The 22,679-nt window shown below is 69.0% G+C and carries 25 protein-coding genes and 1 pseudogene; 12 read left to right on the plus strand and 14 right to left on the minus strand.

Annotated features, from left to right (window positions below; translation table 11 throughout):
• Window positions 1–49 precede the first annotated feature (49 nt).
• A pseudogene (locus AC1DSA_RS09890) lies at window positions 50–1,564 on the plus strand (MDR family MFS transporter); the annotation flags it as partial.
• Window positions 1,565–2,090: 526 nt separating this feature from the next.
• Here AC1DSA_RS09890 and AC1DSA_RS09895 read toward each other — a convergent pair.
• Complete coding sequence (locus AC1DSA_RS09895; protein ID WP_477888543.1) at window positions 2,091–3,071, minus strand: helix-turn-helix transcriptional regulator; 981 nt, start codon at window positions 3,069–3,071, stop codon at window positions 2,091–2,093.
• A gap of 129 nt (window positions 3,072–3,200) precedes the next feature.
• Entirely contained in the window at window positions 3,201–5,309 is a 2,109-nt protein-coding gene (locus AC1DSA_RS09900) for a hypothetical protein (protein ID WP_477888545.1), read from the minus strand.
• Between the two features lie 268 nt (window positions 5,310–5,577).
• On the opposite strand from AC1DSA_RS09900, the gene AC1DSA_RS09905 reads away from it, so the two are divergent.
• A complete protein-coding gene (locus tag AC1DSA_RS09905) occupies window positions 5,578–6,549 on the plus strand; it encodes a Bug family tripartite tricarboxylate transporter substrate binding protein (RefSeq protein WP_477888547.1) in 972 nt (323 codons plus the stop codon).
• A gap of 105 nt (window positions 6,550–6,654) precedes the next feature.
• Here the strand turns inward: AC1DSA_RS09905 and AC1DSA_RS09910 are convergent, their stop codons facing one another.
• Entirely contained in the window at window positions 6,655–7,224 is a 570-nt protein-coding gene (locus AC1DSA_RS09910; protein WP_477888549.1) for a lipid-binding SYLF domain-containing protein, read from the minus strand.
• 192 nt (window positions 7,225–7,416) lie between these two features.
• On the opposite strand from AC1DSA_RS09910, the gene AC1DSA_RS09915 reads away from it, so the two are divergent.
• The 3 genes from AC1DSA_RS09915 (at window position 7,417) to AC1DSA_RS09925 (ending at window position 9,507) form a co-directional block, all read left to right on the plus strand.
• The gene (locus AC1DSA_RS09915; RefSeq protein WP_477888551.1) at window positions 7,417–8,373 is read left to right on the plus strand and encodes a glycosyltransferase; all 957 of its coding nucleotides are present in this window, start codon (window positions 7,417–7,419) and stop codon (window positions 8,371–8,373) included.
• Between the two features lie 258 nt (window positions 8,374–8,631).
• The gene (locus AC1DSA_RS09920; RefSeq protein WP_477888552.1) at window positions 8,632–9,216 is read left to right on the plus strand and encodes a hypothetical protein; all 585 of its coding nucleotides are present in this window, start codon (window positions 8,632–8,634) and stop codon (window positions 9,214–9,216) included.
• Between the two features lie 9 nt (window positions 9,217–9,225).
• A complete protein-coding gene (locus tag AC1DSA_RS09925; protein WP_477888553.1) occupies window positions 9,226–9,507 on the plus strand; it encodes a GIY-YIG nuclease family protein in 282 nt (93 codons plus the stop codon).
• Window positions 9,508–9,674: 167 nt separating this feature from the next.
• On the opposite strand, the gene AC1DSA_RS09930 is transcribed toward AC1DSA_RS09925, so the two are convergent.
• The gene (locus tag AC1DSA_RS09930; RefSeq protein ID WP_477888554.1) at window positions 9,675–10,130 is read right to left on the minus strand and encodes a hypothetical protein; all 456 of its coding nucleotides are present in this window, start codon (window positions 10,128–10,130) and stop codon (window positions 9,675–9,677) included.
• A 183-nt stretch (window positions 10,131–10,313) separates the two neighbouring features.
• On the opposite strand from AC1DSA_RS09930, the gene AC1DSA_RS09935 reads away from it, so the two are divergent.
• On the plus strand, window positions 10,314–11,090 hold the full coding sequence (locus tag AC1DSA_RS09935; RefSeq protein WP_477888556.1) for a YdcF family protein: 777 nt from the start codon (window positions 10,314–10,316) through the stop codon (window positions 11,088–11,090).
• Between the two features lie 45 nt (window positions 11,091–11,135).
• On the opposite strand, the gene AC1DSA_RS09940 is transcribed toward AC1DSA_RS09935, so the two are convergent.
• From AC1DSA_RS09940 to AC1DSA_RS09950, 3 genes are read right to left on the minus strand one after another with little or no spacing between them, the layout of a single operon-like run.
• Window positions 11,136–11,516 carry a glyoxalase superfamily protein gene (locus tag AC1DSA_RS09940; protein WP_477888558.1) on the minus strand — a complete coding sequence of 127 codons (381 nt, stop codon included), beginning with the start codon at window positions 11,514–11,516 and terminating at the stop codon, window positions 11,136–11,138.
• A 51-nt stretch (window positions 11,517–11,567) separates the two neighbouring features.
• Window positions 11,568–12,749 carry a CaiB/BaiF CoA transferase family protein gene (locus tag AC1DSA_RS09945; RefSeq protein ID WP_477888559.1) on the minus strand — a complete coding sequence of 394 codons (1,182 nt, stop codon included), beginning with the start codon at window positions 12,747–12,749 and terminating at the stop codon, window positions 11,568–11,570.
• Window positions 12,749–13,918, minus strand: coding sequence for an acyl-CoA dehydrogenase family protein (locus AC1DSA_RS09950; RefSeq protein ID WP_477888560.1), 1,170 nt, complete (start codon window positions 13,916–13,918; stop codon window positions 12,749–12,751). Before AC1DSA_RS09950 ends, AC1DSA_RS09945 begins: the two co-directional genes overlap by 1 nt.
• 130 nt (window positions 13,919–14,048) lie before the next feature.
• Between AC1DSA_RS09950 and AC1DSA_RS09955 the strand changes: the two genes are divergently transcribed.
• A complete protein-coding gene (locus AC1DSA_RS09955) occupies window positions 14,049–15,005 on the plus strand; it encodes a LysR family transcriptional regulator (protein WP_477888561.1) in 957 nt (318 codons plus the stop codon).
• On the opposite strand, the gene AC1DSA_RS09960 is transcribed toward AC1DSA_RS09955, so the two are convergent.
• On the minus strand, window positions 14,986–15,198 hold the full coding sequence (locus AC1DSA_RS09960) for a hypothetical protein (protein ID WP_477888563.1): 213 nt from the start codon (window positions 15,196–15,198) through the stop codon (window positions 14,986–14,988). The two genes, AC1DSA_RS09955 and AC1DSA_RS09960, sit on opposite strands and share 20 nt — an antisense overlap.
• 245 nt (window positions 15,199–15,443) lie before the next feature.
• Here AC1DSA_RS09960 and AC1DSA_RS09965 point away from each other — a divergent pair, with 245 nt between their 5' ends.
• Complete coding sequence (locus AC1DSA_RS09965; protein WP_477888565.1) at window positions 15,444–16,235, plus strand: helix-turn-helix domain-containing protein; 792 nt, start codon at window positions 15,444–15,446, stop codon at window positions 16,233–16,235.
• A gap of 21 nt (window positions 16,236–16,256) precedes the next feature.
• Here AC1DSA_RS09965 and AC1DSA_RS09970 read toward each other — a convergent pair whose 3' ends face one another.
• Window positions 16,257–17,054, minus strand: a complete 798-nt coding sequence (locus AC1DSA_RS09970; RefSeq protein WP_477888567.1) for a substrate-binding domain-containing protein — start codon at window positions 17,052–17,054, stop codon at window positions 16,257–16,259.
• 279 nt (window positions 17,055–17,333) lie between these two features.
• Here AC1DSA_RS09970 and AC1DSA_RS09975 point away from each other — a divergent pair, with 279 nt between their 5' ends.
• The 4 genes from AC1DSA_RS09975 (at window position 17,334) to AC1DSA_RS09990 (ending at window position 19,531) form a co-directional block, all read left to right on the plus strand.
• Window positions 17,334–17,618, plus strand: a complete 285-nt coding sequence (locus AC1DSA_RS09975) for an RNA recognition motif domain-containing protein (protein ID WP_477888569.1) — start codon at window positions 17,334–17,336, stop codon at window positions 17,616–17,618.
• A gap of 79 nt (window positions 17,619–17,697) precedes the next feature.
• Complete coding sequence (infA, locus tag AC1DSA_RS09980) at window positions 17,698–17,958, plus strand: translation initiation factor IF-1 (protein WP_477888571.1); 261 nt, start codon at window positions 17,698–17,700, stop codon at window positions 17,956–17,958.
• An 80-nt stretch (window positions 17,959–18,038) separates the two neighbouring features.
• Window positions 18,039–18,266 carry a hypothetical protein gene (locus tag AC1DSA_RS09985; RefSeq protein WP_477888573.1) on the plus strand — a complete coding sequence of 76 codons (228 nt, stop codon included), beginning with the start codon at window positions 18,039–18,041 and terminating at the stop codon, window positions 18,264–18,266.
• Window positions 18,263–19,531, plus strand: coding sequence for a DEAD/DEAH box helicase (locus tag AC1DSA_RS09990; protein ID WP_477888575.1), 1,269 nt, complete (start codon window positions 18,263–18,265; stop codon window positions 19,529–19,531). The genes AC1DSA_RS09985 and AC1DSA_RS09990 overlap by 4 nt, the downstream gene beginning before the upstream one ends.
• Before the next feature lie 23 nt (window positions 19,532–19,554).
• Here AC1DSA_RS09990 and AC1DSA_RS09995 read toward each other — a convergent pair whose 3' ends face one another.
• The 5 genes from AC1DSA_RS09995 to AC1DSA_RS10015 all read right to left on the minus strand — a co-directional run bounded on the left by AC1DSA_RS09995 (window position 19,555) and on the right by AC1DSA_RS10015 (window position 22,572).
• On the minus strand, window positions 19,555–19,917 hold the full coding sequence (locus tag AC1DSA_RS09995) for a VanZ family protein (protein ID WP_477888577.1): 363 nt from the start codon (window positions 19,915–19,917) through the stop codon (window positions 19,555–19,557).
• 20 nt (window positions 19,918–19,937) lie between these two features.
• Window positions 19,938–20,177, minus strand: coding sequence for a cupin domain-containing protein (locus tag AC1DSA_RS10000; RefSeq protein ID WP_477888579.1), 240 nt, complete (start codon window positions 20,175–20,177; stop codon window positions 19,938–19,940).
• Between the two features lie 113 nt (window positions 20,178–20,290).
• A complete protein-coding gene (locus AC1DSA_RS10005) occupies window positions 20,291–20,728 on the minus strand; it encodes a response regulator transcription factor (protein ID WP_477888581.1) in 438 nt (145 codons plus the stop codon).
• A 103-nt stretch (window positions 20,729–20,831) separates the two neighbouring features.
• Entirely contained in the window at window positions 20,832–21,005 is a 174-nt protein-coding gene (locus AC1DSA_RS10010) for a hypothetical protein (RefSeq protein ID WP_477888583.1), read from the minus strand.
• Between the two features lie 106 nt (window positions 21,006–21,111).
• Window positions 21,112–22,572, minus strand: a complete 1,461-nt coding sequence (locus tag AC1DSA_RS10015; protein ID WP_477888585.1) for a serine hydrolase domain-containing protein — start codon at window positions 22,570–22,572, stop codon at window positions 21,112–21,114.
• Window positions 22,573–22,679 lie beyond the last annotated feature (107 nt).

The raw sequence follows: 22,679 nt of genomic DNA on the forward strand, positions 1-22,679 counted from the left end.
CGGCCCCGTCCTACCGCGCGAGGAGCACGCCTGCGCTACGGTGGGCGCAGTGAACGCGCGAGATCCGAGAGCACCGCCAGCGCCGCCCGCCGCGGCGGACCCCGACCGTAAACCACCGCAAGCGCCGCTGCCGGCGCGCAGCGTGCTTGCGGCCATCAGCGGCCTGCTGATCTCCATGCTGCTGGCCTCGCTCGACCAGACCATCGTCGGCACCGCCCTGCCCGTGATCGTCGGCGAGCTCGGCGGTCTGGAACGGCTGTCCTGGGTCGTCACCGCCTACCTGCTCGCGCAGACCGTTGCCACGCCCGTTTACGGCAAGCTCGGCGACCTGTACGGCCGCAAGAAGATGCTGCAGATCGCCGTCGTTCTGTTCCTGGCCGGCTCGGTGCTGTGCGGCCTCAGCCGCAGCATGCTGCAGCTGGTCGCGTTCCGCGCGCTGCAGGGCCTGGGCGGCGGCGGCCTCATGGTGACGGCGATGGCGGTGATCGCCGACCTGCTGCCGCCGCGCGAACGCGGGCGATACCAGGGGCTGTTCGGCGCGGTGTTCGGGCTCTCGAGCGCGGCCGGCCCGGTGATCGGCGGCTACTTCGCGACCCACCTGTCCTGGCGCTGGATCTTCTACATCAACCTGCCGCTGGGTGCGGTGGCGCTGGCGCTGATCGCGGCCACGCTGCCTGTATCGCAACGCAGCGGCCATCCGCGCATCGATTACGCGGGCGCCGTGCTGCTGGCGCTCGGCCTGTCGGCGGTCGTGCTGGTGACGGACCTGGGCGGCAGCGGCGCCACGTGGGCGCCTTGGCTGGTGGCACTCGCCGTCGCCGGCGTGCTGGCGCTGGTCGCCTTTCCCTTCGTCGAGCGGCGCGCGGCCGAGCCCATCCTGCCCCTGCACCTGTTTCGCCAGCGCGCCTTCCTGGCCGCGTCCGGCGTCGGCCTGGTGGTCGGCTTCGCGATGTTCGGGTCGGTGACCTACATCCCCATCTACCTGCAGGTGGCCAAGGGCGAGACACCCACCGCCGCCGGCCTGCAGATGCTGCCGCTGATCGCGGGCATGCTGGTCTCCTCCATCGCTTCGGGACAGATCATCAGCCGCACGGGCCGCTACCGGCTGTTCCCCATCGTCGGCACCGCCCTGATGACGGTGGCGTTGTTCGCGCTGTCCACGGTGCACGCCGGCAGCGGCCTGGTCTTCATCCTGGCGATGGCCCTGCTGCTCGGCATGGGCATCGGCCTGGTGATGCAGGTGCTGGTGATCGCCGTGCAGAACGCGGTCGGCTACCAGGACCTCGGCGTCGCCACCGCCGGCACCACCCTGTTCCGCTCGGTGGGTGGCGCCGTCGGCACCGCGGCGCTGGGCGCCGTGTTCGTCGCGGCCGTGGCGAGCGCCCTGCCGGCGTCGTCGCACATCCCGAACCTGCAGGACCTCGCGCACCTGCCCCCGGAGGCCCGGGCGGCGTATGCCGGCGTGTTCGCGCACGCGATGGCCACGGTGTTCCGGGTGGCGGCCGTCGTGTCGCTCGCGGGCTTCGCCCTGAGCTGGCTGCTGCCGGAAAGCCCGCTGCGCGAGACTCTGGCGGCCAGCAGCGGCGACGTCGGCGAGGAAGTGGGCCAGGCGATGGCAATGCCGCTCGCGCCGGCGTCGGACGACGAACTGGTGCGCGGGCTGGCGGCGGTGATGGACCGGGACCTGCGCCGCCAGCACATCGGCCTCGTCGTGCAGGCCGCGGGGCTGTCGCTGGCTCCGGCCTCCGCTTGGCTGCTGCTGCGCCTGAACGAGGCGCCGCACGCGCAGCTGCCCGCACTCGCGCCGCTGTCGCCCTTCGACCTCGACGAACTGGAACGCGCCGCGGCCGACCTCGCCGCCCAGGGCCTCGTGGTGCAGGAGCCGGCCGATGCGTGGGAACCGACGAAGAGCGGATGCGCCAGCCTCGCGCGCCTCGTGCAGGCCCGGGAGAAGCACCTGGAAGTGCTGTTCGCGCAGTGGACCACCGAGCAGCGTTCGGATCTCGCGCAGTTGCTGCGCCGGCTCGCGCCGCAGCTCGTGCCCGCGGCGCGCCAGGTCGCTTCCTGATCGCGCGGCGGCGCGCCGCTCCTTACTGCCGCGGCGCCAGCAGCGGCGCCAGCAAGGCCACGTTGTTGATGTTCATCTTGCTGAAGATCGCCTTCACCTGGCTGCGGATCGTCTCCGGGGAGCGCGACACACGGAGGGCGATCTGCTTTTGCGTCATGCCGCCGGCCAGCAGTTCGGCCACCATGAATTCGCGGGGACTCAGGCTGTCGACCGGCTGGCGCATGCGCGCCTTCAGGAAGAACAGGCCCTGCTCCAGTGTTCGCTGCACCACCACCTGGTTGCCGAGCACGCGCGCCTCGTCGCCGTTCAGTTGCTCCAGCAGCGCCGCATGCAGGCGGCCGTCGCCTTGCAGCGGCCACTCGCACTCCATCAGTTCCTTGAAGCGCGGGTCGGCGTGGTACAGCACGCCGCGCGAATCCGCGATGGCGACGGCCCAGCTCTCGCGCGCCACGTCCCCCACCAGCCGGTCCAGGTGGACCAGGCGGTTGATCGCCAGCGACTGCATCAGGTGCGGCGCCAGCGCATCGAGGAACGCGATCTCGCCGTCGGTGCAGCGGCGCTCGGGGTCGGAGCGGAACAGCGACACCCACTGCGCGAAGCGCGTGAGCGGATGGATGTCCGAGGTGATGAGGCAGTGGTGCTGCGAGTAGTCGCGCGCGAACTGGCGGATCTCGGCCTGGTCCTCGCGGATGAACTCCTCCTCGGCGCTGAAGCCGATCGTCATGCGCGGCTGGCTGGTGACGCGCACCGCCGCCGAGTCCTGGTGCTTCACGCGGTCGAAGGCCGCGAACATGGCGTCGTCGAAGTTGTGCCGGTGCAGGCTGTGGATGTCCACGCCCACCGGCGTCATGGTGGCCGTGCCCCAGGTCGAGGCGTCGAAAGGCAGCGTGGGTTTCAGCGCGTGAAGGACCGCATCCTGGAATTCGTGGACGGGAAGTTCCTGTGCGTGGCGGTAGAGAGTGAGAAGGAGTCGGCTGAATTCAGGCAGGTTCGATTGCAACATCTTGGTCCCTGGGCCACACCGCGTGGACGCCCTTGTTCTGGCTTGGTTACAAGATGATACACGGCTGATCCCAAGAGAAGAAGCCCCGCTGGCCAGGCCAGCGGGGCTCCGAACGGGAGAGGACGGGCGTCAGTTGTAGGTGTAGACGGCCGATCGGTTGCTGCTGTCCGTGGACCGGTAGGCAATGAGGATGGCGCGGATCCCCGAGGGTGCGGCGAACGCGGGGACGGTCGCGATGTCGTAGACCATCGAGGTCGCGCCGAGCGCCACGAACTTGTTCACCCCGAAGTTGCCCGCCGCATCGACGGAAGCCAGCGCGCTGCCGATCTGCGGCGCCGCCGGGTTCTGCACCCAGTCGATCGGCAGGGCGGCCTGCGCACCAGCCAGGGCGCCATTGGGATCGAGCGCGGCCCGCGTGGAGGAACCGGCGGTGTTCCACGGCAGGTTGACCGCCATCGTCGCCGGCACCAGGTCGGTCAGCAGCGTCTTGTTGACCACCAGGTCCGCCGTCGTCGTGTTGGTGCCGTAGAACAGCTCCACCTGGTAGCGGGCGCCCTTCACGAACCTGGTCGGGTCGTAGCCGTCGGCCGGCTGCGCCCAGATCAGGTTGTTGGGATTCGTCCCCAGCGTGGTGGCGGCGCTGCCCGTGAGGCCGGCGGTGCGGGAGAACCACACGTTGGGGCAGTTGAAGGTGGCTCCGTTGTTGCCGCACTGGCTGCCCACGGTCAGGCTGCCGGTCTTGTTCCACAGGTCCATGTACGACTGGGCGGTGGAATTGGACACCTTGTAGACCAGGCCGCCGGCCGTCAGGCCCGGGCCGGTGACACGCGCCATGGTCAGGTTGCCGCCAGTGCCGACGGAGCCCGGGCCCTTGACGTTGATGTTGAACACGGCGCCGGTCTGGAAGGCGCTGAACTTGCCGGTGTTGGCCGGGTTGAACTGCTCCACGCGACGCAGGTTCACCCGCACGGTGACGTCGACGGCCTGCTGGTTGCCCACCAGCCACCACTCGGTCGGTCGCGCGGTGGTGGCGCTGCCGGGAATGCGGGCGGCCACGGTGATCGTGTTGCCGGGGTTGCCCACGTTGTCGATGTAGCGGATGTTCACGATCGCGCGGTCATAGGAGTCCGGCGCGCCAGCGGTGGCGGTGGCGGACTTCGGATAGAACGCGACGATCTCGGGCACGCTGAACTGGGCGCCGGTCATGCGGTCGGAGGTCAGGATGCCGTAGAAGAACTGGCCGGCGTAGTAGCCGTTGTGGATGAAGTCGATGCCCCCGCCGTTGGTGGCGTCAGACACGAAGTCCTGGCAGGCCGCGCCCACGTCGGTCACTTCCGGGCCGCCCTGCGACTGTGGCACGGTGGTGTCCCTGGCCAGGACACGGTTGGCCGTGGTCAGCGCGAAACAGCTGGTCATCTTCTGCGCCACCAGCTGGGCGGCCTGCGACAGAGAGCTCACGGCGGCATCCGGCTGCGCCAGGGTCGAGCCGCTGGTCGTCGCCGTGGCCAGCGCGATCGGCGTCGGATTGTCGACGGTGGTCAGCGCCAGCTGGCCGGTGGCCGGGTCGGTGACCACCTTGACGATGTCGAGCACCATGTCGGCGGTGTTGCCGGTGTTGCCCGCGGTGGCCGCGGTGATGCTGGTGGTGAAGGGGTTGTAGTCGCTCGGAGCGCCGATGGACGACAGCACCTGCGACAGCTGCGCGACCACGTTGGCCGTGATCGTCGCGAGCGCGGCGGCATCGACGCTCTTGCCGCTGACGACGCTCAGTGCGTTGCCGTCGCTGGACAGCTGGGCGACGATCGCGGTGGTCAGGGGCGTGGCGTTCACCGTCAGCGGAGTGCCGGCCGCCGGCGTGGTGGTGGCGATGCTGACCAGCGCGCCGTTGTTGCCGGTCGGGTCGGTCACGACGATGAAGAACGGCGCCGTCTCACCGGCCTTGAGCGTGCAGGTGTAGCTGCCGAGCGCGTCGGTGGTGATCGGTGCCTCCACGCACGGGGACGCCCCCGCGCTGTTGGTGATGGTCACCGGTGCATTGGCCATCGCCGCGCCGGTGGCGGCAGTCCCCTTGATGAGGCTGGCAATGACGGGGCTCTGCTGGCCCGTGGAGCCCGTGCTCCCGGTGGTGGTGGTGGACGTCGACGTATCGGAGGCGGCGGAGCCGCCACCGCCGCACGCGGTGAGTACCAGGGCAGTGGCCACGCAGGTGGCCGCCAGCCTAAACGAGACAAACTTCATCGGATTCCCCTCGAAACGTTGAGTTGCGCGGGGTGCCGACCCCGTCGAGGGGCATTAAAGAGATCACCCTCGGGAGGGCCCATCCCATGAACGGGTGAAAGTAACCAAGTGTTGCAGGAATGTCTCTCCCATTCGGGAGAGGGTGCACCGCGCGTCCAGCGCAGGCCGCTGCCGGCGCGCACCCATGTTTACCCCTAGGCGAATGACAGGGGATCGACAGCGCCGGGGCCTAACTTCGTGGCTCCCGTTTCGCCCGGAGACCCACGCCATGCAACGCCGCCATTTCCTGCAGTCCACCGCCGCCGCCAGCCTGATTCCGGGCTGGGCCTGGGCGCAGGACAACTACCCGTCCAAGCCGATCATGCTGGTGTGCCCGTACGCCGCGGGCGGCAATGCCGACCAGCGCTCGCGCCAGATCGGCCGCTTCCTCTCCAGCGCGCTGGGACAGCCCGTGCTGGTGGACAACAAGGCCGGCGCCGGCGGCAACATCGGCACCGACCAGATCGCCAAGGCCAAGCCGGACGGCTACACCATCGGCATGGGCAACTTCGCGCCGCTGGCGGTCAACCCGGCCATGTTCGACAAGATGCCCTTCGATCCCGCGAAGGACCTCACGCCGATCTGCCTGATCGAGAAGGGCCCGCTGATCCTGATGGTGAAGCCTGATTCGCCCTTCAAGTCGGTGCAGGACGTGATCGCCGCCGCAAAGGCCAAGCCGGGCAAGGTCACCTTCGCCTCCGGCGGGCTGGGCGGCTCGCACCACCTTTCCGGCGAACTGTTCAAGCAGATCGCGGGCATCGACATGACGCACGTGCCCTACAAGGGCGGCGCGCCGGCCACCACCGACCTGATGGGGGGCCAGGTGGACATGATGTTCGAGCAGATGTACGCGGCGGCGCCCTCGCTGCGCGCGGGCAAGCTGCGCCCGCTGGCCATCACGAGCAAGACGCGTTCGCCGCTGTTTCCCGACGTGCCCACCATGGCCCAGGCGGGCGTGCCCGGCTTCGAGGTGCAGAACTGGCAAGGCCTGGTCGGCCCCGCCAACCTGCCGCCGGCCGTGGTCAAGCTGCTGAACGACACCTGCAACAAGGCGCTGGCCGATCCCGCGATCCGCCAGCAGATGCTGGGCCAGGGCAACGAGATCGGCGGCGGTACGCCGGAGCAGTTCGCCGCCTTCGTCCGCTCGGAAGCTGCGCGCTGGTCCAAGGTCGTCAAGACGGGCCACATCCGGCCCGAGTAAGGACGCGGTGGCGGGCGGGGACGCGCCGAGATGCGCGATCTCGCGCGCCCGGCCTCGCGGCACTCCGCGTTGTGCTGCCCGTCCGCCCTTCCTGCGGTCGACCTTTTAATTGAGGTCCGAATCCTTGTAGTACTTGGTGCCCTTGGCGGTGAGTTCGAGCGCGAGGCTGTCCCCGGTGACCTGGTACAGCCACACGCCGGGCGACACGGCCACTGCGCCCTGGTAGCCCGCACCCTTGTCCCCCGTCTTGGCCGAGGCCGTGGCCTGGCCACCGATCTCCCAGCCGGAGTTCACGAACTTGTTGAGCGCGTCCTCGGTTTCGAACACCCACACGAGCTGGAATTTCTTGACGCCGAAGCCGATGCCGGCCTGGAGCTCCGCCATCTTCATGTAGGTGACCGCCTTGGTCTTGTTGCTCACCGCGACGCCCTTGCCGGTGCCGCTGCCGGCGACCAGGATCTTCATGCCGAAGTTGCTGAAAGCGGCATAGCCGGCGGCGGACTCGACGGCCTTGCGGGCACTCGGCTGCACCTTGTAGACCGCGGCCAGGGCCTGGTCGGCGGCCTGGCGCACCTCGGCCTGTTCCTTGCCCTTGTCCTTTTCCTTGGCGGCAAACACGATGCCCGGAACTGCGGCGGCAGCTCCTGCGGCGAGAACGACGGCACGACGCTTCATGGGAACCCCTCCACGCCCTGCAAGGACGCATGGTTCCAATCTAGCGTGCCGTCGAGCCAGGAGCTTGCGGTGCGTCAACTTCGCCAAAGCGCGGCTGGCAGGCGACGTGGCGCTTCCCGAGCGGGTGGAGCCTCTAGAATCGATTCAAAGCTTTGAACAGGTCGTCGGATGCCGTTGAAGATATCGATTGCAATGTGCACTTACAACGGAGTGGCGCACCTGCCGGAGCAGCTGGACAGCCTGTTGGGGCAGCACCGGATGCCGGACGAAATCGTCATCCACGACGACGGCTCCAGGGACGGCACCTGGGAGCTTCTCGAGCGTTACGCAGCCAGGCACCCCCAGCTCATCCGCATCCATCGCCACGAGACCAACCAGGGTTTTTCGAAGAATTTCGTGGGCTGCATAGCCGCCACCCATGGCGACGTGATCCTGCCTTGCGACCAGGACGACATCTGGCTGCCTGAAAAACTGTCGGCTTTCGAACAGGTGTTCCTGCGTGAACCCGACGTGGGCCTGGCGTTCTGCGACGCGGCCCTGATGAACGCGCAAGGTGAAGATCTTGGGCAATCGTGGTGGCAGGCCCAGGGCTTCGACCGGCGTGCGCAAGACATGCTCGAATCCGAACAGGGCGGCGAACTGATGATCCGCAACCCGGCCTGGATGGCGGCGGGCGCGACGATGGCGTTCCGGGCTTCCTTCAAACCGGCGATTTTCCCCATCGAGCCCGGATGGACGCACGACACCTGGATCGCCACCCGCATCGCTGTTGCGAGCCGGGTGCGGCTGCTGCATCAGCAACTGAACCGCTACCGGCAACACGCCCAGCAGGTGTACGGGGTGGCCATGACCACCTCCAGAAAATGGGACCTGGCGCAGGGCCGCGGCCGGGATCCACGCCATTTCGTCGAAACACGCCTGCGCTACGAGGCGCTGCGCAGGCGTCTGAACGAGCCGAGCGACTTTCCTCCGAGACCGGACTGCCTCAGGTCCCTCGAGCAGAAACTCACGCACTGGAACAACCGGGCCCGCATGCGTTCGGTGCCACGGCTGTATCGGTTCGCATTGATCCTGCGTGAACTGGTGACCGGTCGCTACTTTCGCGCTTCGCAGGGGGTGAGGAGCCTGGCCATGGACTTGCTGATCTAGACGCTTCGGGCGGCTCGGAAACGGGACGCACCGAGGGCTGCCCCAGTCGCTCCCCGTCGGGTCGCTCAACGGGAACGCACCCAGCGCCGCGCCAGAAAAGAGCGGCCGCACAAGGCGGCCGGGAAATGCCCACCACCACCGGGACGGGCGGGCAAGGAGATGCGGGAGATCCCGCTCACAGTGTCCGCGCCAGGGACTGACCGCAGTCTGACTTCCGCCGCGCAACCCCGAAGGGCTGGGGCTTGGCACAATTCCCGAATGCGCATGCGTGTGGCCTCCTGGCCGGTGCTGTTCTTCGCCTGGCTCGTTCTGCTGACGGGTTGCGCCAGCGTGCCCGGCACGGTCGAGATCTCGCGGGAGCAGATCCAGGCGGCGCTGGAGCGGCGCTTCCCGTTCGAGGCCAGGCCGGTAGCCGGGCTGTTCGTGGTGCGGGTGGCCAGCCCGCGCCTGCAACTGCTGCCGGCCGACAACCGCCTGCGCGTGGACTTCACGGTGGATGCCTCCGAACGGATCACGCGCGCATCGGGTCGCGGCGCGCTGGCTCTCAGCTTCGGCCTGCGCTATGAGCCCTCCGACACGACCCTGCGCGCAACCAGCGTGCGGGCCGAGAACGTCGAGATGGAGGGACTGGCGCCCGAGTGGCGTGCCCCGCTGCAACTGGCCGGCGGCCTGGTGGCCGAGAACCTGCTCGAAGGCGCGGTACTGCACACCTTGCGTCCCGAAGATCTCGAGCGCTCACGCCGCTGGACCCCGGGCGAGATCCGGGTGACGTCCCGGGGCGTGCACATCGAGCTGGTGCCGCCGTCCGCGGCGCTCCCGGCCAACGGGGCGCCGGCGCTCTGAAGGTCGGCGTTGGCACGAGACCCTCTGGACGCGCCCTACTGGCTGTACCTGCTCGAATGCGAAGGCGGCCGCTACTACGCCGGCATCGCCCTCGACGTCGAACAGCGCTTCTACCGGCACGTGCTGGGCGTGGGTGCGAAGTACACACGCGCGTTCCAGCCCTTGCGGGTGCTGGCCTTGCGCCGCTACGCCTCCAAGTCCGCGGCACTGCGCGCGGAACTCCAGCTGAAGAAATTGCCGCGCGCGCAAAAGCTCGCCTTCTTCGGCGGACGGGCGCCGCAAGCGGTGTAACGCGGCGGGCGTGCGCGGTTGGCCCCGGCGAACGAGGCAGCGGCCCCTCGTTGGCGCGAGAGAAGGCGCCGGCCCGCCCCGGACGAAGCAACGCCCCCGGGGCGAAGTGCTCCGGGGGCGTTGGTGCGAGGTCCGTGTCGGCAGGCGCCCTTCAACGGCGCCACGCATCAGCGGCGGTACGGGTTGGCAGGCGCGTGGTCGTAGCGGTTCGGCACGCCGTCCCGGTCGGCATCGCCCCAGCCGCCGTGGCGGTGGGCGGCACGCGGGTCGTAGAAGCGCGAGTCGCGGTCGTACACGTTCGGCACGCCGTCCCGGTCGGCGTCACCCCACACGCCCCAGCGATGGGACGTGCGGTAGCCGCCGTAGTAGACCGGCTGCGGCTGCACGTACGCCGGGCGGGGCTGCACGTACACCGGCTGCGGCTCCACGTAGACCGGGCGAGGCTGCACATACACCGGTTGCGGCTCCACATACACCGGCTGCGGCTGGGCATAGCCATAGGGAGCCGGCACGCCGATCGAGAAAACCACGTCGGTGCGCGCGTGGGCCGCGGAAGCTGCGGCGAAGGCGCCGACGACGAGGGCGGCGGCGAACAGGGGCTTGGCGGAAATCAGGTTCTTCATGACAACTCCTGGTTGGGATGCCTGCATGGTGCGCCGGTGGGGATGAACCGAAGCTGAACGGATGCGATTTGGTGGAATGATCCAGTCCCGACGCTGCGCCATCGCCCTTTCGCCTTGCATTCCGACGTTCCCACCTCCTCCCGCCGATCCGCCGCCGGTCCTGTGCCACCCTTGCCGCAGCGCATGCTGCGCGGGCTGTGCTTCGTGGCGGCGCTGGCCTTGGGGGCGGACGCGCTGTTCCTCATGGCGCGGCGGGCCTTCAGCCTCGGGGTGACGCTGCCCTTGGCCATCGCGTTCGCGTTGATGCTGCTCGGGCTGCGCTGGAACGCGGTCCATGCCTGGATCACCGCGAGTCCGCGGCGCCAGCGCCTGTGGCGCTGGGGCTGGGCCGCCTTCTGGCTGTGGATCGCCAGCGTCGCCGCGTTCTGGGTGGTGCTCGCGCAGGCCGCTTCCGGCGCCGCAGGAGCGCCCTCGGAGCCAGCAGCCGCCATCGTGGTGCTCGGTTCGGGAACGCCCGGCGGCAAGGTGTCGCCCGTACTGGCCGCCAGGCTGGACCTCGCCCTGGAGCGTGCCCAGGCGCATCCCGGGGCGGTGGTCGTCGTCAGCGGCGGCCTCGATTTCAACACGACCCGCAGCGAGGCCGCGGTGATGGGCGACTACCTGCGGGCCCAGGGACTGCCGGCCGCGCGGATCACGCAGGAAGAACGCAGCACGAGCACGGAACAGAACCTCGTGTTCTCGCGCGGCCTGCTGGAACGCCAGGGCATCCTGGTCGCGCGCGACCCCGTCGAACTGGTGACCAGCGACTTCCATGCGCCGCGGGCGCGCTGGATCGCCGAGCGGGCCGGCTACGCGCGGCCGCGCACCGTCGGTGCGGCCACGCCCCTCTACGTGCGCTACAACGCCTGGCTGCGCGAATACTTCGCCGTCCTCAGCGGTTTCCTGTTGCGCGAATACTGAGCCGGTCCGGGCGGATGCGGTCCGTGCGCATGCAGCCCCCAGCGGTCACGCCTCAGCGGCTGGCGCCCCTTCCGCCGACGTGAAGATCAGCCGGTTGCCGAACGGGTCGGCGATCGCCATGTCCCTGCCCCAGGGCTGTTCGGTGATCGCCGGACGGGCATGCTTGTAGTTCTTCGCAAGCAGCTCGACGCGCAGTTCCTCCAGCGCGTCCACGCGAATGCGCAAGGCCGAGCCGGGGCTGCAGTCGCCGTGGTGTTCGGAGAGGTGCAGGACGCAGCCGTTCCTGGACACCTGCAGGTACAGCGGCAGGTCCTGCTGGAACCGGTGCTCCCAATCGCAGTGGAAGCCGAGGAAGCCGACGTAGAACTCCCGCGCCTTCCCTTCGTCGAAGATGCGCAGGATGGGGATCGGGCTGTCGAGACGCATGGGCATTCTCCTCGCGGAGATCGTGCCATGCGCGGCTTTCCGCCGGCAAGCTCAGATCGCGCCGGCGTCGCGCAAGGCGGCGATCTCCTCGCTGCCGCGGCCGAGTTCGCGCAGGATGGCCTCGCTGTGCTCACCCACCGCGGGCACCGGGTCCATTCGGTAGTCGAAGCTGCTGTTCGCACCGGGTGGCAGCAAAGCCTCGACCGGCCCGGTCGGCGAGCCGACGGTGCGGAAGCGCTCGCGGGCCTTCAGCTGGGGATGGTTCCAGAGATCGCCGACGTCGTTGACGTGCGCGTTGGCGATCTGCGCCTCCTCCAGGCGTTCGATCACCTGTTCCGCGGTGAGGCTGCGGAAGGTCGCGAGGATGATCGCCTCCAGCACGGAGGAGTTCTCGCTGCGCCGCGGGTTGGCATCGAAGCGCGGATCGGTCGCCAGTTCCGGCTGGCGCAGCACCTTGTCGCAGAAGGCCTTCCACTCGCGCTCGTTCTGCAGGCCCAGCATCACGGTCTTGCCGTCACCCGCCTGGAACGGGCCGTACGGGTAGATGGTGGCGTGCGAGGCGCCGTTGCGCCGCGGCGGCGTCTGCCCCCCGTAGGCGTAGTACATGGGAAACCCCATCCACTCGCCCAGCGCCTCCAGCATGGACACGTCGATGCGCGATCCCTTGCCCGTGCGATCGCGCTGCAGCAGCGCGGCCAGCACGCTGCTGTACGCGTACATGCCCGCGGCGATGTCGGCGATCGAATTTCCGGCCTTGCACGGTTGCTCCGGCGTGCCGGTGACCGAGAGGAAGCCGGCCTCGCTCTGGATCAGCAGGTCGTAGGCCTTCTTGTCGCGGTAGGGGCCGTCGTCGCCGTAGCCCGAGATGTCGCAGACGATCAGACGCGGGTTGCGCGCGCTCAGCGCATCGAAACCCAGGCCCATGCGCGCGGCCGCCCCCGGCGCGAGGTTCTGCACCAGCACGTCGGCCTTGGCGACCAGGTCCTTCAGCGCGGCCAGGGCCTGCGGCTGCTTCAGGTCCAGCGCCAGGCTCTCCTTGGAACGGTTGGTCCAGACGAAGTGCGACGCCAGCCCCTGCGTACGCGTGTCGTAGCCGCGCGCGAAGTCTCCGCTGCCCGGCCGCTCGACCTTGATCACGCGGGCGCCAAGGTCCGCCAGTTGCCGCGTGCAGAACGGGGCGGCGATCGCGTGCTCCAGCGACACCACCGTGATGCCATCCAGCGGGCGGCCCATCAGAAGCTCCTCGGCAGGCCCAGCAGGTGCTCGGCCACGTAGGAGTAGATCAGGTTGGTGGAGATCGGCGCCACCTGGTACAGGCGCGTCTCGCGGAACTTGCGCTCCACGTCGTATTCGTGCGCGAAGCCGAAGCCGCCGTGCGTCTGCAGGCAGGTGTTCGCGGCTTCCCACGACGCCTTGGCCGCGAGGTACTTGGCCATGTTGGCTTCGCCGCCGCAGGGCTTGCCGGCATCGAACAGCCCGCAGGCCTTGAAGCGCATCAGGTTCGCCGCCTCGGTCTCGATGTAGGCGTCGGCGATCGGGAACTGCACGCCCTGGTTCTGCCCGATCGGCCGGTTGAACACGACGCGCTCGCTGGCGTACTTTCGCGCCTTGTCGACGAACCAGTAGGCGTCGCCCAGGCACTCCGCCGCGATCAGCGTGCGTTCGGCGTTCAGGCCGTCCAGGATGTACTTGAAGCCCTGGCCCTCGGTGCCGATCAGGTTCTCGGCCGGGATCTCCAGGTTGTCGAAGAACACCTCGTTGGTCTCGTGGTTCACCATGTTCATGATGGGCCGCACGGTCATGCCGTGGCCGATGGCCTGGTGCAGGTCGACGATGAAGATGCTCATGCCCTCGCTCTTCTTCTTCACCTCGGCCAGCGGCGTGGTGCGCGCCAGCAGGATCATCAGGTCCGAGTGCTGGATGCGCGAGATCCAGACCTTCTGGCCGTTGACCACGTAGCGGTCGCCCTTGCGCACCGCCGTCGTCTTCAGCTGCGTCGTGTCGGTCCCGGTAGTGGGCTCGGTCACCGCCATCGTCTGCAGGCGCAGCTTGCCGCTGGCGATGCGCGGAAGGTACAGCTGCTTCTGCTCGGCCGAGCCGTGGCGCAGCAGCGTGCCCATGTTGTACATCTGGCCGTGCACGGCGCCCGAGTTGCCGCCGGAGAAGTTGATCTCCTCCATCACGACCGAGGCCTCCGCCAGGCCGAGGCCGGAGCCGCCGTACTCGGCCGGGATCATGGCCGCGAGCCAGCCGGCTTCCGTCAGCGCGTTCACGAAGGCCTCCGGATAGCCGCGCGCTTCGTCCACTTGCTGCCAGTAGGCGGAGTCGTAGCGGCCGCACAGGTCGCGCATCGCCTCGCGGATTTCCTGGAAGGCGTCGGGGGTGGGGATCTGTGTCTTCATCGCGGGTCTCTCAGTGGGCGGCGGCGGGGTGCTGCATGGGCAGCGATCGTGCAGCAGCCGGTCCGTGCGCACAATGCGCTTGTTCGAAAGCGAGCCTTCGGAAAATCCGAAGGGTGGTGTAATCACGCTCATGGACTTCGACCTGCTGGACCTGCGCCTGTTCCACGCGGTCGCGCAGCACGCCAACATCACCCGCGCCGCGCAGTCCCAGCACCTGTCGCTGCCGGCGGCCAGCGCGCGCGTGAAGGCACTGGAGACCCATGCGGGCGTACCGCTGCTGTACCGCGAGGCGCGCGGGGTGCGGCTCACGCCGGCCGGCGAGGCTTTCCTGCACCACGCCCGCGCGCTGCTGCGCCAGACCGAGCAGCTGCGCGGCGACCTGCAGGAGTACACCCGGGGCCTGCGCGGCCACGTCCGCATCCACGCGAACACCACGGCCGTGTCGGACATCCTGCCGGAGGTTCTGCCCGGCTTCCTCAAGGCCAACCCCAAGGTGAACGTGGAGTTGCAGGAAATGCAGAACCCGGAGATCGCACTGGGCGTGCTGGATGGCCATGCCGACCTGGGCATCGTCTCCGCGCGCGTCGACACGCCGGGCCTGCGCGCCATCCACTTCAGCACGGACCGGCTGGTGCTGGTGGTCCCGCGCCAGCACCGGCTGGCGCGCCGCAAGACGATCGCCTTCGCCGACACGCTGGACGAGCCGCACGTGGGCACCCATCCCGGCAGCACGCTGCGCGACCATCTCGCCAAGGTGACGGCCGGCCTGGGCCGGCCCTTGCGGCTGCGCGTGGAGTTGTCCAGCTTCGATGCGGTGTGCCGCATGGTGGCCGCCGGGGTCGGCATCGGCGTGGTGCCGGAGATGAGCGCGCGGCGCAACCTGGCGGGGTCGCAGATGGTGCAGGTGGAACTGACCGACGCCTGGCGCGTGCGCGAACGCTACGTGCTCGTGCGCGAGGGCGAGGCGCTGCCCGCCTACGCCCAGGCGCTGATCGACGCGCTGCTGGCGTTCTACGCGAACGAACGCAAGCCGGCGGGCCGTCCCGCGCGCTTGCCCAAGGGAAGCCTCACTTCTTCGGCGACATGATCCCCATCATGAGGTCGGTGTTGAGCTTGGCGATCTGCTGAACCAGCGCCCACTGGCTCGTCATGAGCTGGCTGAACTGGGGATTGGTCGGATTGGCCTGCCCAGACAGTGCCAGTTGCGCGGTCGCCTGGGCGATCTTCTGCTGCTCGGCGACGATCTGCTTGATCGCTTCGTTGTACTGTTCCAGGGTCATGGTGGATGCTCCGGTGGCGCGGAAGGCCCGCCCCGCATCTTAGGCACTTGCCCGGCGCCCGCGAAGCGACCTTCGTCAGCCCGGCAGCGGCTTTGGGGCCCCGCGCAGCTTGGACCGCGACGCCGCCGGCTGGCGGCAGGACGGCCGCGATGCGACCAAGGTCCAATGCCCGCCGCAACCAGGTGCCGCTATCGTCGCTGCGTCGCGTCGTATCCGGCGAAGAAAAGGCGTAGTGAGAGCCCACCATGCCAGGCCCGCAACCTGCTCCCGTCATCGCTCCGTTGCAGTACGTCGGCCGCCAGCCAACCCCGGCGACCGACGGCAGTCGCGCACCGTGGAAGACGCTGTGCTCCACCTGCCATCTCAGGGACTTCTGCCTGCCCAGCGGCCTTAAGGGCGAGGACGTGGAGCGGCTGGATGACCTGCATTTCGCGCGCCGGAGCATCCGGATGGGACAGGTGCTGTACCGACAGGGCGAGCATTTCCAGTTCATCTATGCCGTGCGCGGCGGCACCTTCAAGTCGAACATGACGCTCAAGGACGGGCGCGAGCAGGTCACCGGCTTCCAGATGGCGGGAGAACTGCTGGGGCTCGACGGCCTGGCCTCCGGCCAGCACGCCAGCAGCGCCATCGCCCTGGAAGACGCGGAGATCTGCGCCATCCCCTACGACCACCTGAGCGAACTGGCGCAGCAAAGCCACGACCTGCAGCAGGCCATCTCCCGCATCATGAGCCGCGAGATCGTGCGCGAACACAGCCTGATGATGCTGCTGGGCAGCATGAACGCCGAGGAGCGCCTGGCCGCCTTCCTCTTGAACATCTCCCAGCGCATGAAGGCCCGCGGCTACTCGGCCAGCGAATTCCACCTGCGCATGTCGCGTGCCGAGATCGGCAGCTATCTCGGGATGAAGGTCGAGACCGTCAGCCGCACCTTCTCCGCCTTCGTCCACCAGCACATGCTGGACGTGGACAAGCGACACGTGCGCATCACCGATCTCGCCGCGTTGCAGCAGGCCTTCGACAAGCGCGTCCAGTAGCGAAAGCGGGTCCGCCGCGCATCAGGGACGGCGCGGGCCCAGGGGCTCCATGCCGCCGTTGCGGATCGCCGCCGCCGCGCGCTCCGAGGCCAGGAAAGCGATCAGTCGCTGCGCCGCGTCGCGCTGCGTCGTCGTGGCGGTCACGGCCGCGGCGAACACCTGGTTCAGCTGGATCTCCTGCGCCAGCACGCCCACCAGTTCGATGCCAGGGGCGTGGACGATCTCGCTCACGGGCATCACGGCGATGTCCGCCTCGCCCGAAGCGACCATGGCGGCGGCGCCGGTGCCGCGCGGCGTGGCCTTCACGTTCACCTTGTCCGCGATGCCGAGCCGGGGAAACACGTCCTTGGCCAGGAAGATGCCGCTGGTGCTGCTGGGCACGGCGATGGCGCGGGCGCCCAGGGCGACCAGCTTGAACGCTTCAACCGTGCTGACGTCCGGCTTGGCAGCGCCTGTCCGCACCGCCACGCCCAGGGGCGTGCGCGCGAGGTCGACGTCCGTCCCGGCGGCGATGCGGTTGGCGGCGATGAGCTCCGCGAGGCCTTCCCGGGACAGGATGACCACGTCCGCCGGTACGCCACGCGCCAGCTGGGCCGCGATGGTCTGCGGGCCCGTCCCCTGCGACGAGCCGGAGCCGGTCGTGACCTGAAGGCCCGTGGTGCGCTGGAACTCCGGCAGCAACTGCTCGTAGGGGCCGGAGAAGCCGCCGGAGATCAGCACCTGGACCTGGCCCGATGCGGCCAGCGGCCCCAACAGCAAAGCGGCCAGGAGGGCGCAGGCGCGCACCGCGCTCCACTTGCGAACCGATACCATGTGCATGGATGCCTCCTTGCCGCCAATGGCAGGCGGCCTGCGGACCCGGGGCGGCCAGAGCCCCGATCCAGCGCGAAACTTACCGCAAAACCCGCGACAAAGGCCGGCGCTTGCGGACTGCCGCCGGGCACGCAAGGCGGATCAGGTTCATAATGGGCCTGCGCGCGCGAGTGCGCGCGCGCATCTGCGGTGATCTGTCAGTCTCGCCTTTTCGAATGAGTGCCATGAGTTTGTGATTGCATTCGGGCTCCATCGCGTTTTCCTGTTTTTTCAATGGAGTCCCTCATGGGCAACAAACTTTACGTGGGCAACCTGCCCTACTCGTTCGGCGACAGCGACATGCAACAGGCCTTCGGCCAGTACGGCACCGTCAGCAGCGCCAAGGTCATGATGGACCGTGACAGCGGCCGTTCCAAGGGTTTCGGTTTCGTCGAAATGAGCTCGGAATCCGAGGCCAAGGCCGCGATCGAGGGCATGAACGGCCATCAGTTCGACGGCCGTGCCCTGGTGGTGAACGAAGCGCGCCCGATGGAGCCGCGCTCCGGCGGCGGACCCCGCCGCTCCTATTGAGCCCCCATCGTCCGGACACCGGCGCGGCATCCGCTGCGCCGGCACCGCATGCCCGTTTGAACTCTGAAGGGAGAGCCCCATGGCCAAGGAAGAACTGATCGAGATGCGCGGCCGCGTCGAGGAAATCCTGCCGGATTCGCGCTGCCGCGTCGTGCTGCAGAACGGGCATGAACTGGTGGCCTACACCGGCGGCAAGATGAAGAAGCACCGCATCCGCATCATCGCCGGCGACGACGTGACCCTGGAGCTGTCCCCTTACGACCTGACCAAGGGCCGCATCATGTTCCGGCACCTGCCCGAGCGCAGGCCGCCCACCGGCCGCCCGCCGCAGCGTCGCTGAATCCCAGGCGGCCCGGCGTCCGCCTGGGCCGCCGCCGGGGGCGGACAATCCGGTTTCGACTTTCCACGAGGCACTCCGTTTTGGCACGATCCCCCGACTGGCCCGACAAGGTCGTCGCGCTGCTGCGCGCCGGCAACCCGGCCGCCGCCATCGCCCAGATCAAGGTAGCGCCCAGCGCCCGCGAGCTGCAGGCCCTGCAGAAGGCGCTCGTCACGCAGAAGCTGGCGGGCCGCTGGAGCGACGTCGACCTGGCGATCCGCGACAGCATCGAGGCGCTTTCCGCGCCGCGCCTGCACCGCTCGCCATGACCGCACCGGATTTCGCATCGCTGGGCCTCTCGGCCTCGCTGGCGCAGGCTTGCACGCAGGCCGGCTTCGGCACGCCCACGCGGATCCAGCTGGACGCCATTCCCGCCGTGCTGCGCGGGACAGACCTGCTGGCCCTGGCACCGACCGGCTCGGGCAAGACCGCCGCTTTCGCGCTGCCCCTGCTGCAGCGGCTGGCCGCGGCGAGACAGGGCTATCGCCGCAGCGTTCGCGTGCTCGTGCTGGTGCCGACGCGCGAACTGGCGGCGCAGGTGGGCGGGGTGTTCAGCGACCTGTCGCGGTTCGCGCCCGCGCCGCCGCGGGTTGCGGTGCTGTTCGGCGGTGTCTCGGTCAATCCGCAGATGATGGCCCTGCGCGGCGGCGCCGACGTGGTCGTCGCGACCCCGGGCCGCCTGCTGGACCTGCTGCAACGCAATGCGCTCGACATCGCGCGCGTCGAGACGCTGGTGCTCGACGAAGCCGACCGCCTGCTGGACCTCGGCTTCGCGGCCGAACTCGAACAGGTGCTGGCGGCGCTGCCTGCGCGCCGGCAGACCCTGCTGTTCTCCGCCACCTTTGCCGAGGGCGTGCAGGCGCTGGCCGCCGGCTTGCTGCGCGACGCCGTGCGCATCGAGGCGGCAGTGCCTGCGTCTGAGGCGCCCGCCATCGTCCAGCGGGTGATCGAAGTCGATGCCGGCCGGCGCACCGAGTTGCTGCGCCACCTGGTCAGGCAGGGCGGGTGGCGGCGCGTCCTCGTGTTCGTGGCCACGCGCTACGCGACCGAGCACCTGGCGCGCAAGCTGTCCGACGCGGGCATTCCGGCGGCGCCGTTGCACGGCGAGATGAGCCAGGGGCTGCGCACCGAGACGCTGGAAGCCTTCAAGGCGGGACGCACCGATGTCCTCGTGACCACCGACCTCGCCTCACGCGGGATCGACATTCCGGCGCTGGACGTCGTGGTCAACTACGACCTTCCGCGCTCGGCGACCCATTATGTGCACCGCATCGGCCGCACCGGCCGTGCCGGCGAGAGCGGCCTGGCGGTGAGCTTCGTGAGCGGCGCCACCGCAGCGCACTTTCGCCTGATCGAATCGCGCCAGCATCTCGAAGTGGCGCGCGAACAGGTGCCGGGCTTCGTTCCGGTGGAGGCCGCGCCGCCCCCGGTGGCTGCCCCCGGAACCGGCGGCATCAAGGGCAAGCGTCCCAGCAAGAAGGACAAGCTGCGCGCGGCCGCGGCGGCCGCCGCGCGGGGCCGCCAGGGCCGCTGAGACCCGGAACGCGGCGCGGGCACTCAGCGCCGTCGAGCGCGCAGCCGCATCCATCGCTCGACACCCCGGACCATCGCCCATGCGAGCAGCAGGCCCGCGGCATCGGCCAGGACGTCCTCGGCATCGGCGGTTCGCGTGGCGGTGAAGGATTGCAGCAACTCGATGGTCCAGCCGTAGGCCAGCAAGGCGGGCAGCGACGTTCGCACGTGGGCGGGCCAGGCCAGCGCGGCGAGCAGCGCCAGGGTGGCGAACGCGACGACGTGGTGGACCTTGTCCAGGCCGTCCGGCGCCACCGGTTCACGCTGGGGAACGAGCGCGAGGACCAGAACGGCCAGGGCACAGCACCAGAAACCGGCGCGCCACAGTTGCGCACTGCGAGCGTTCACCACGAGCGAACAGCTGGCGATCAGCCGTTCGACACCACTTGCACCATCACTTCGCCGTCCTTGGCCCACAGGTAGTAGGACTTGCGGGCCGGGATGGTCCAGGTGTGCCCCCGCGTCATCGGCATCGTGGTCTTCTCGTTGAAGCTGTCTCCAAAACCGATGTGCAGGGTGCCCGACACCACCGTGACGATGCGGTGGCTGGCGTCCTGGGCCGGCGGTTGCCGGAACCCTGCGGGGAGTCTGGTGCGTTGGATGTACATGGCAGAGAACCCACTCTGCCTCAAGTGCATGACGCTTGTGTGTAAATGTAGAGCCACGCGAATGTGAACGCGGCTCCGTCCTACAAGGCGCATTGGAACGCGCGAAGGAAGCGTCAGGTTCCAGCCACACGCCGGACCCAGCCGAGAAATTCGCTGGTGCGCACCTTGTTGAACACCACGTCGGCGCCGAGCTTCAGGCAGTGCTTCTCGACCGCATCGCTCACGAAACTGCTGAGCACCGCCACGCAGCCGTCCGCGTGCGTCTCCCTGGCGCGGCTGACGACGTCAAAGCCAGAGCCGCCCGACAGCACGAGGTCGACGACCGCGACGTCCCAGTGCGCGGGGTGCGCATCCAGCCACGCCTTGGCCTCGCCTTCGCTTGCCGCAGTGCCGACGACGCGGAAGCTCCCCGCCGATTCGAACACATCGATGAGCAGGGTTCGCATGTCGTGCAGATCGTCGACGACGAACACCCTGAGGTTCACGAATGGCTCCTGCAACGTGGGAAGGGCGGAGCGCGTGCGGTCTTCGCGCACGGCCTCGCTGCCCATGGGGGCCATTGTGGGGATGCGGAATTCCTGCCGCCACAGGTGGATTGCCCAATCCGGTGTCAGCAAGAGCCCGCCGACGCAGACGAATGGGCTTACTCGCGCATCACTCCGAAGCCGGCTTGTGCTCCTTGGGGTCGGACTCCAGTTCCTTGCGCCCCTCGCGCGCCAGCCGCACGGTCTCTTCCAAAACCTGGTCTTCCGATGCCGCGGGAATGGGCTCGTCTTCGCGGGCGGTCTCGTCGTTGTCCGCCTGGCCCGGCTTGATGTCGTTCGGCATGGAGTCTCCTTTTGCTTGAGCAACGATTGTTGGGCGGAGCCGGCCGAGCCAAGTGGGAGTTGGCCCCCGGCGCGCGTAGGCTGCGGACTACGCCGCATCACGCGCTTCATTCCGCTGCGCTGCGACGTCCCTTCACGACCGAGACCATGCCGAATCCGTTGGCCGTCGTGATCTCCAGCTCGTTGCCGCTGAACCGGATCAGCGAGTGGACCCACGCAGCCTCCTCGGGCCAGCGCTGCTCCACCAGCAGCGTGTTCGGATCGCGCCAGGTCGCGCGGGTGAATAGCGGCCGTCCTTCGTCGTTTCCTTCGGCGAAGCGTCCCTCCAGGCCCACGGGCGCCACCAGTTCGCGCGCACCGGTGAGCGTGCGGTAGCGCGGTGGATGGGCCGTGAAGTCGAAGCTGAACTCGCGCACGCCGGCGATGTTGTCGTCCAGCCGGAAGCTGCCTTGCATCAGGGACGGCTTCACGGGATCGCCCGGCAGCACGGCGAAGCCGTCGGCAGCCGCCTCGGTGCGGGCGCGCAGACGCGCCTGCATGTCGGCGTTCTCCGGAAGCGGCACGCTGGAGCTGGCCGCCCGCTGCACCAGCTGGATGAATTCCTCCAGCGCATAGTTGCCACGGCCGGTGGTGGCCACCACCAGGTCCAGGTCGGGCATCACCATCACGAGCTGCCGGTTGAAGCCCGACATCATGTAGGTGCGGCGCGCGGGCAGGCTCCACCAGAAGTCCGCATAGCGGAAGCCCGGCAGGTTCATGTCCGTCTTGGGATCGAACACCCGGTCCACCCAGTCCCGCGGCACCAGCTGCCGGCCATTCCAGGCGCCGTGCTGCAGGTACAGCTGGCCGATGCGCGCCATGTCGCGCGTGTGCATGTACAGGCCGAAGCCGCCGATGGCCACGCCCTGCGGGTCCTTGAGCCAGCGGGTGTCGCGGATGCCGAGCGGTTCGAACAGGACCTTGCGCGCATAGGCGTCCGTGGACATCCCGGTGCGGCGGGCGAGCACCATCGACAGCAGGTGGGCGTTGCCGCTGTTGTAGTCGAAGGCCGATCCCGGTGGGCGCACGACCTGGCGGGCGAGGATGAACTCCTGCCAGTTCGGGCTGCGCTGCAGCGCCAGCAGCGTTTGCGGAACCCCGGTGAGCGGCTCGTTCCAGTCGAGGCCGGAGGTCATGTCGAGCAGGTGCTGCACCGTCACGGCATTCCAGCGCGGATCGCCGATGGCGGCGACGGCGGGCAGCAGCCTGGCCAGCGGCATGCTGGTCGCCGGCAGCTCGCGCCGCGCGATCGCGATGCCCGTGACGGTCCCCAGCACCGCCTTGGTGGCCGAATTGATGCGGTGCTTCATGGACGCCCGGTAAGGGCCGTAGTACACCTCCGCGACGATGCGGCCGTTGCGCACGACCAGCAGGCTGTCCATCATCTTTTCGGCGCCGTATTCCACGATCGCCGCCAGCACCACGGACTCCATGCCCTGCGACTCGGGCGTCGCGGTCGGCCAGTCCTGCGCCCGCGCGCCCGCGCAGCAGGCAAGGGTCCACAGCAGGATGGCAGCGAGGCGCTTCACGATCATCTCCTTGGGAGCAGCCCCATCGTAGCCGCGGACGTGGCCGCGTGCAGCAGGCGGCGGGGACTCCTTCGCCGCGCTCGGCACTGGCGAGCGGGCGCGGCATC

This window comes from Ramlibacter sp. P4_H7 (genome assembly GCF_056400765.1).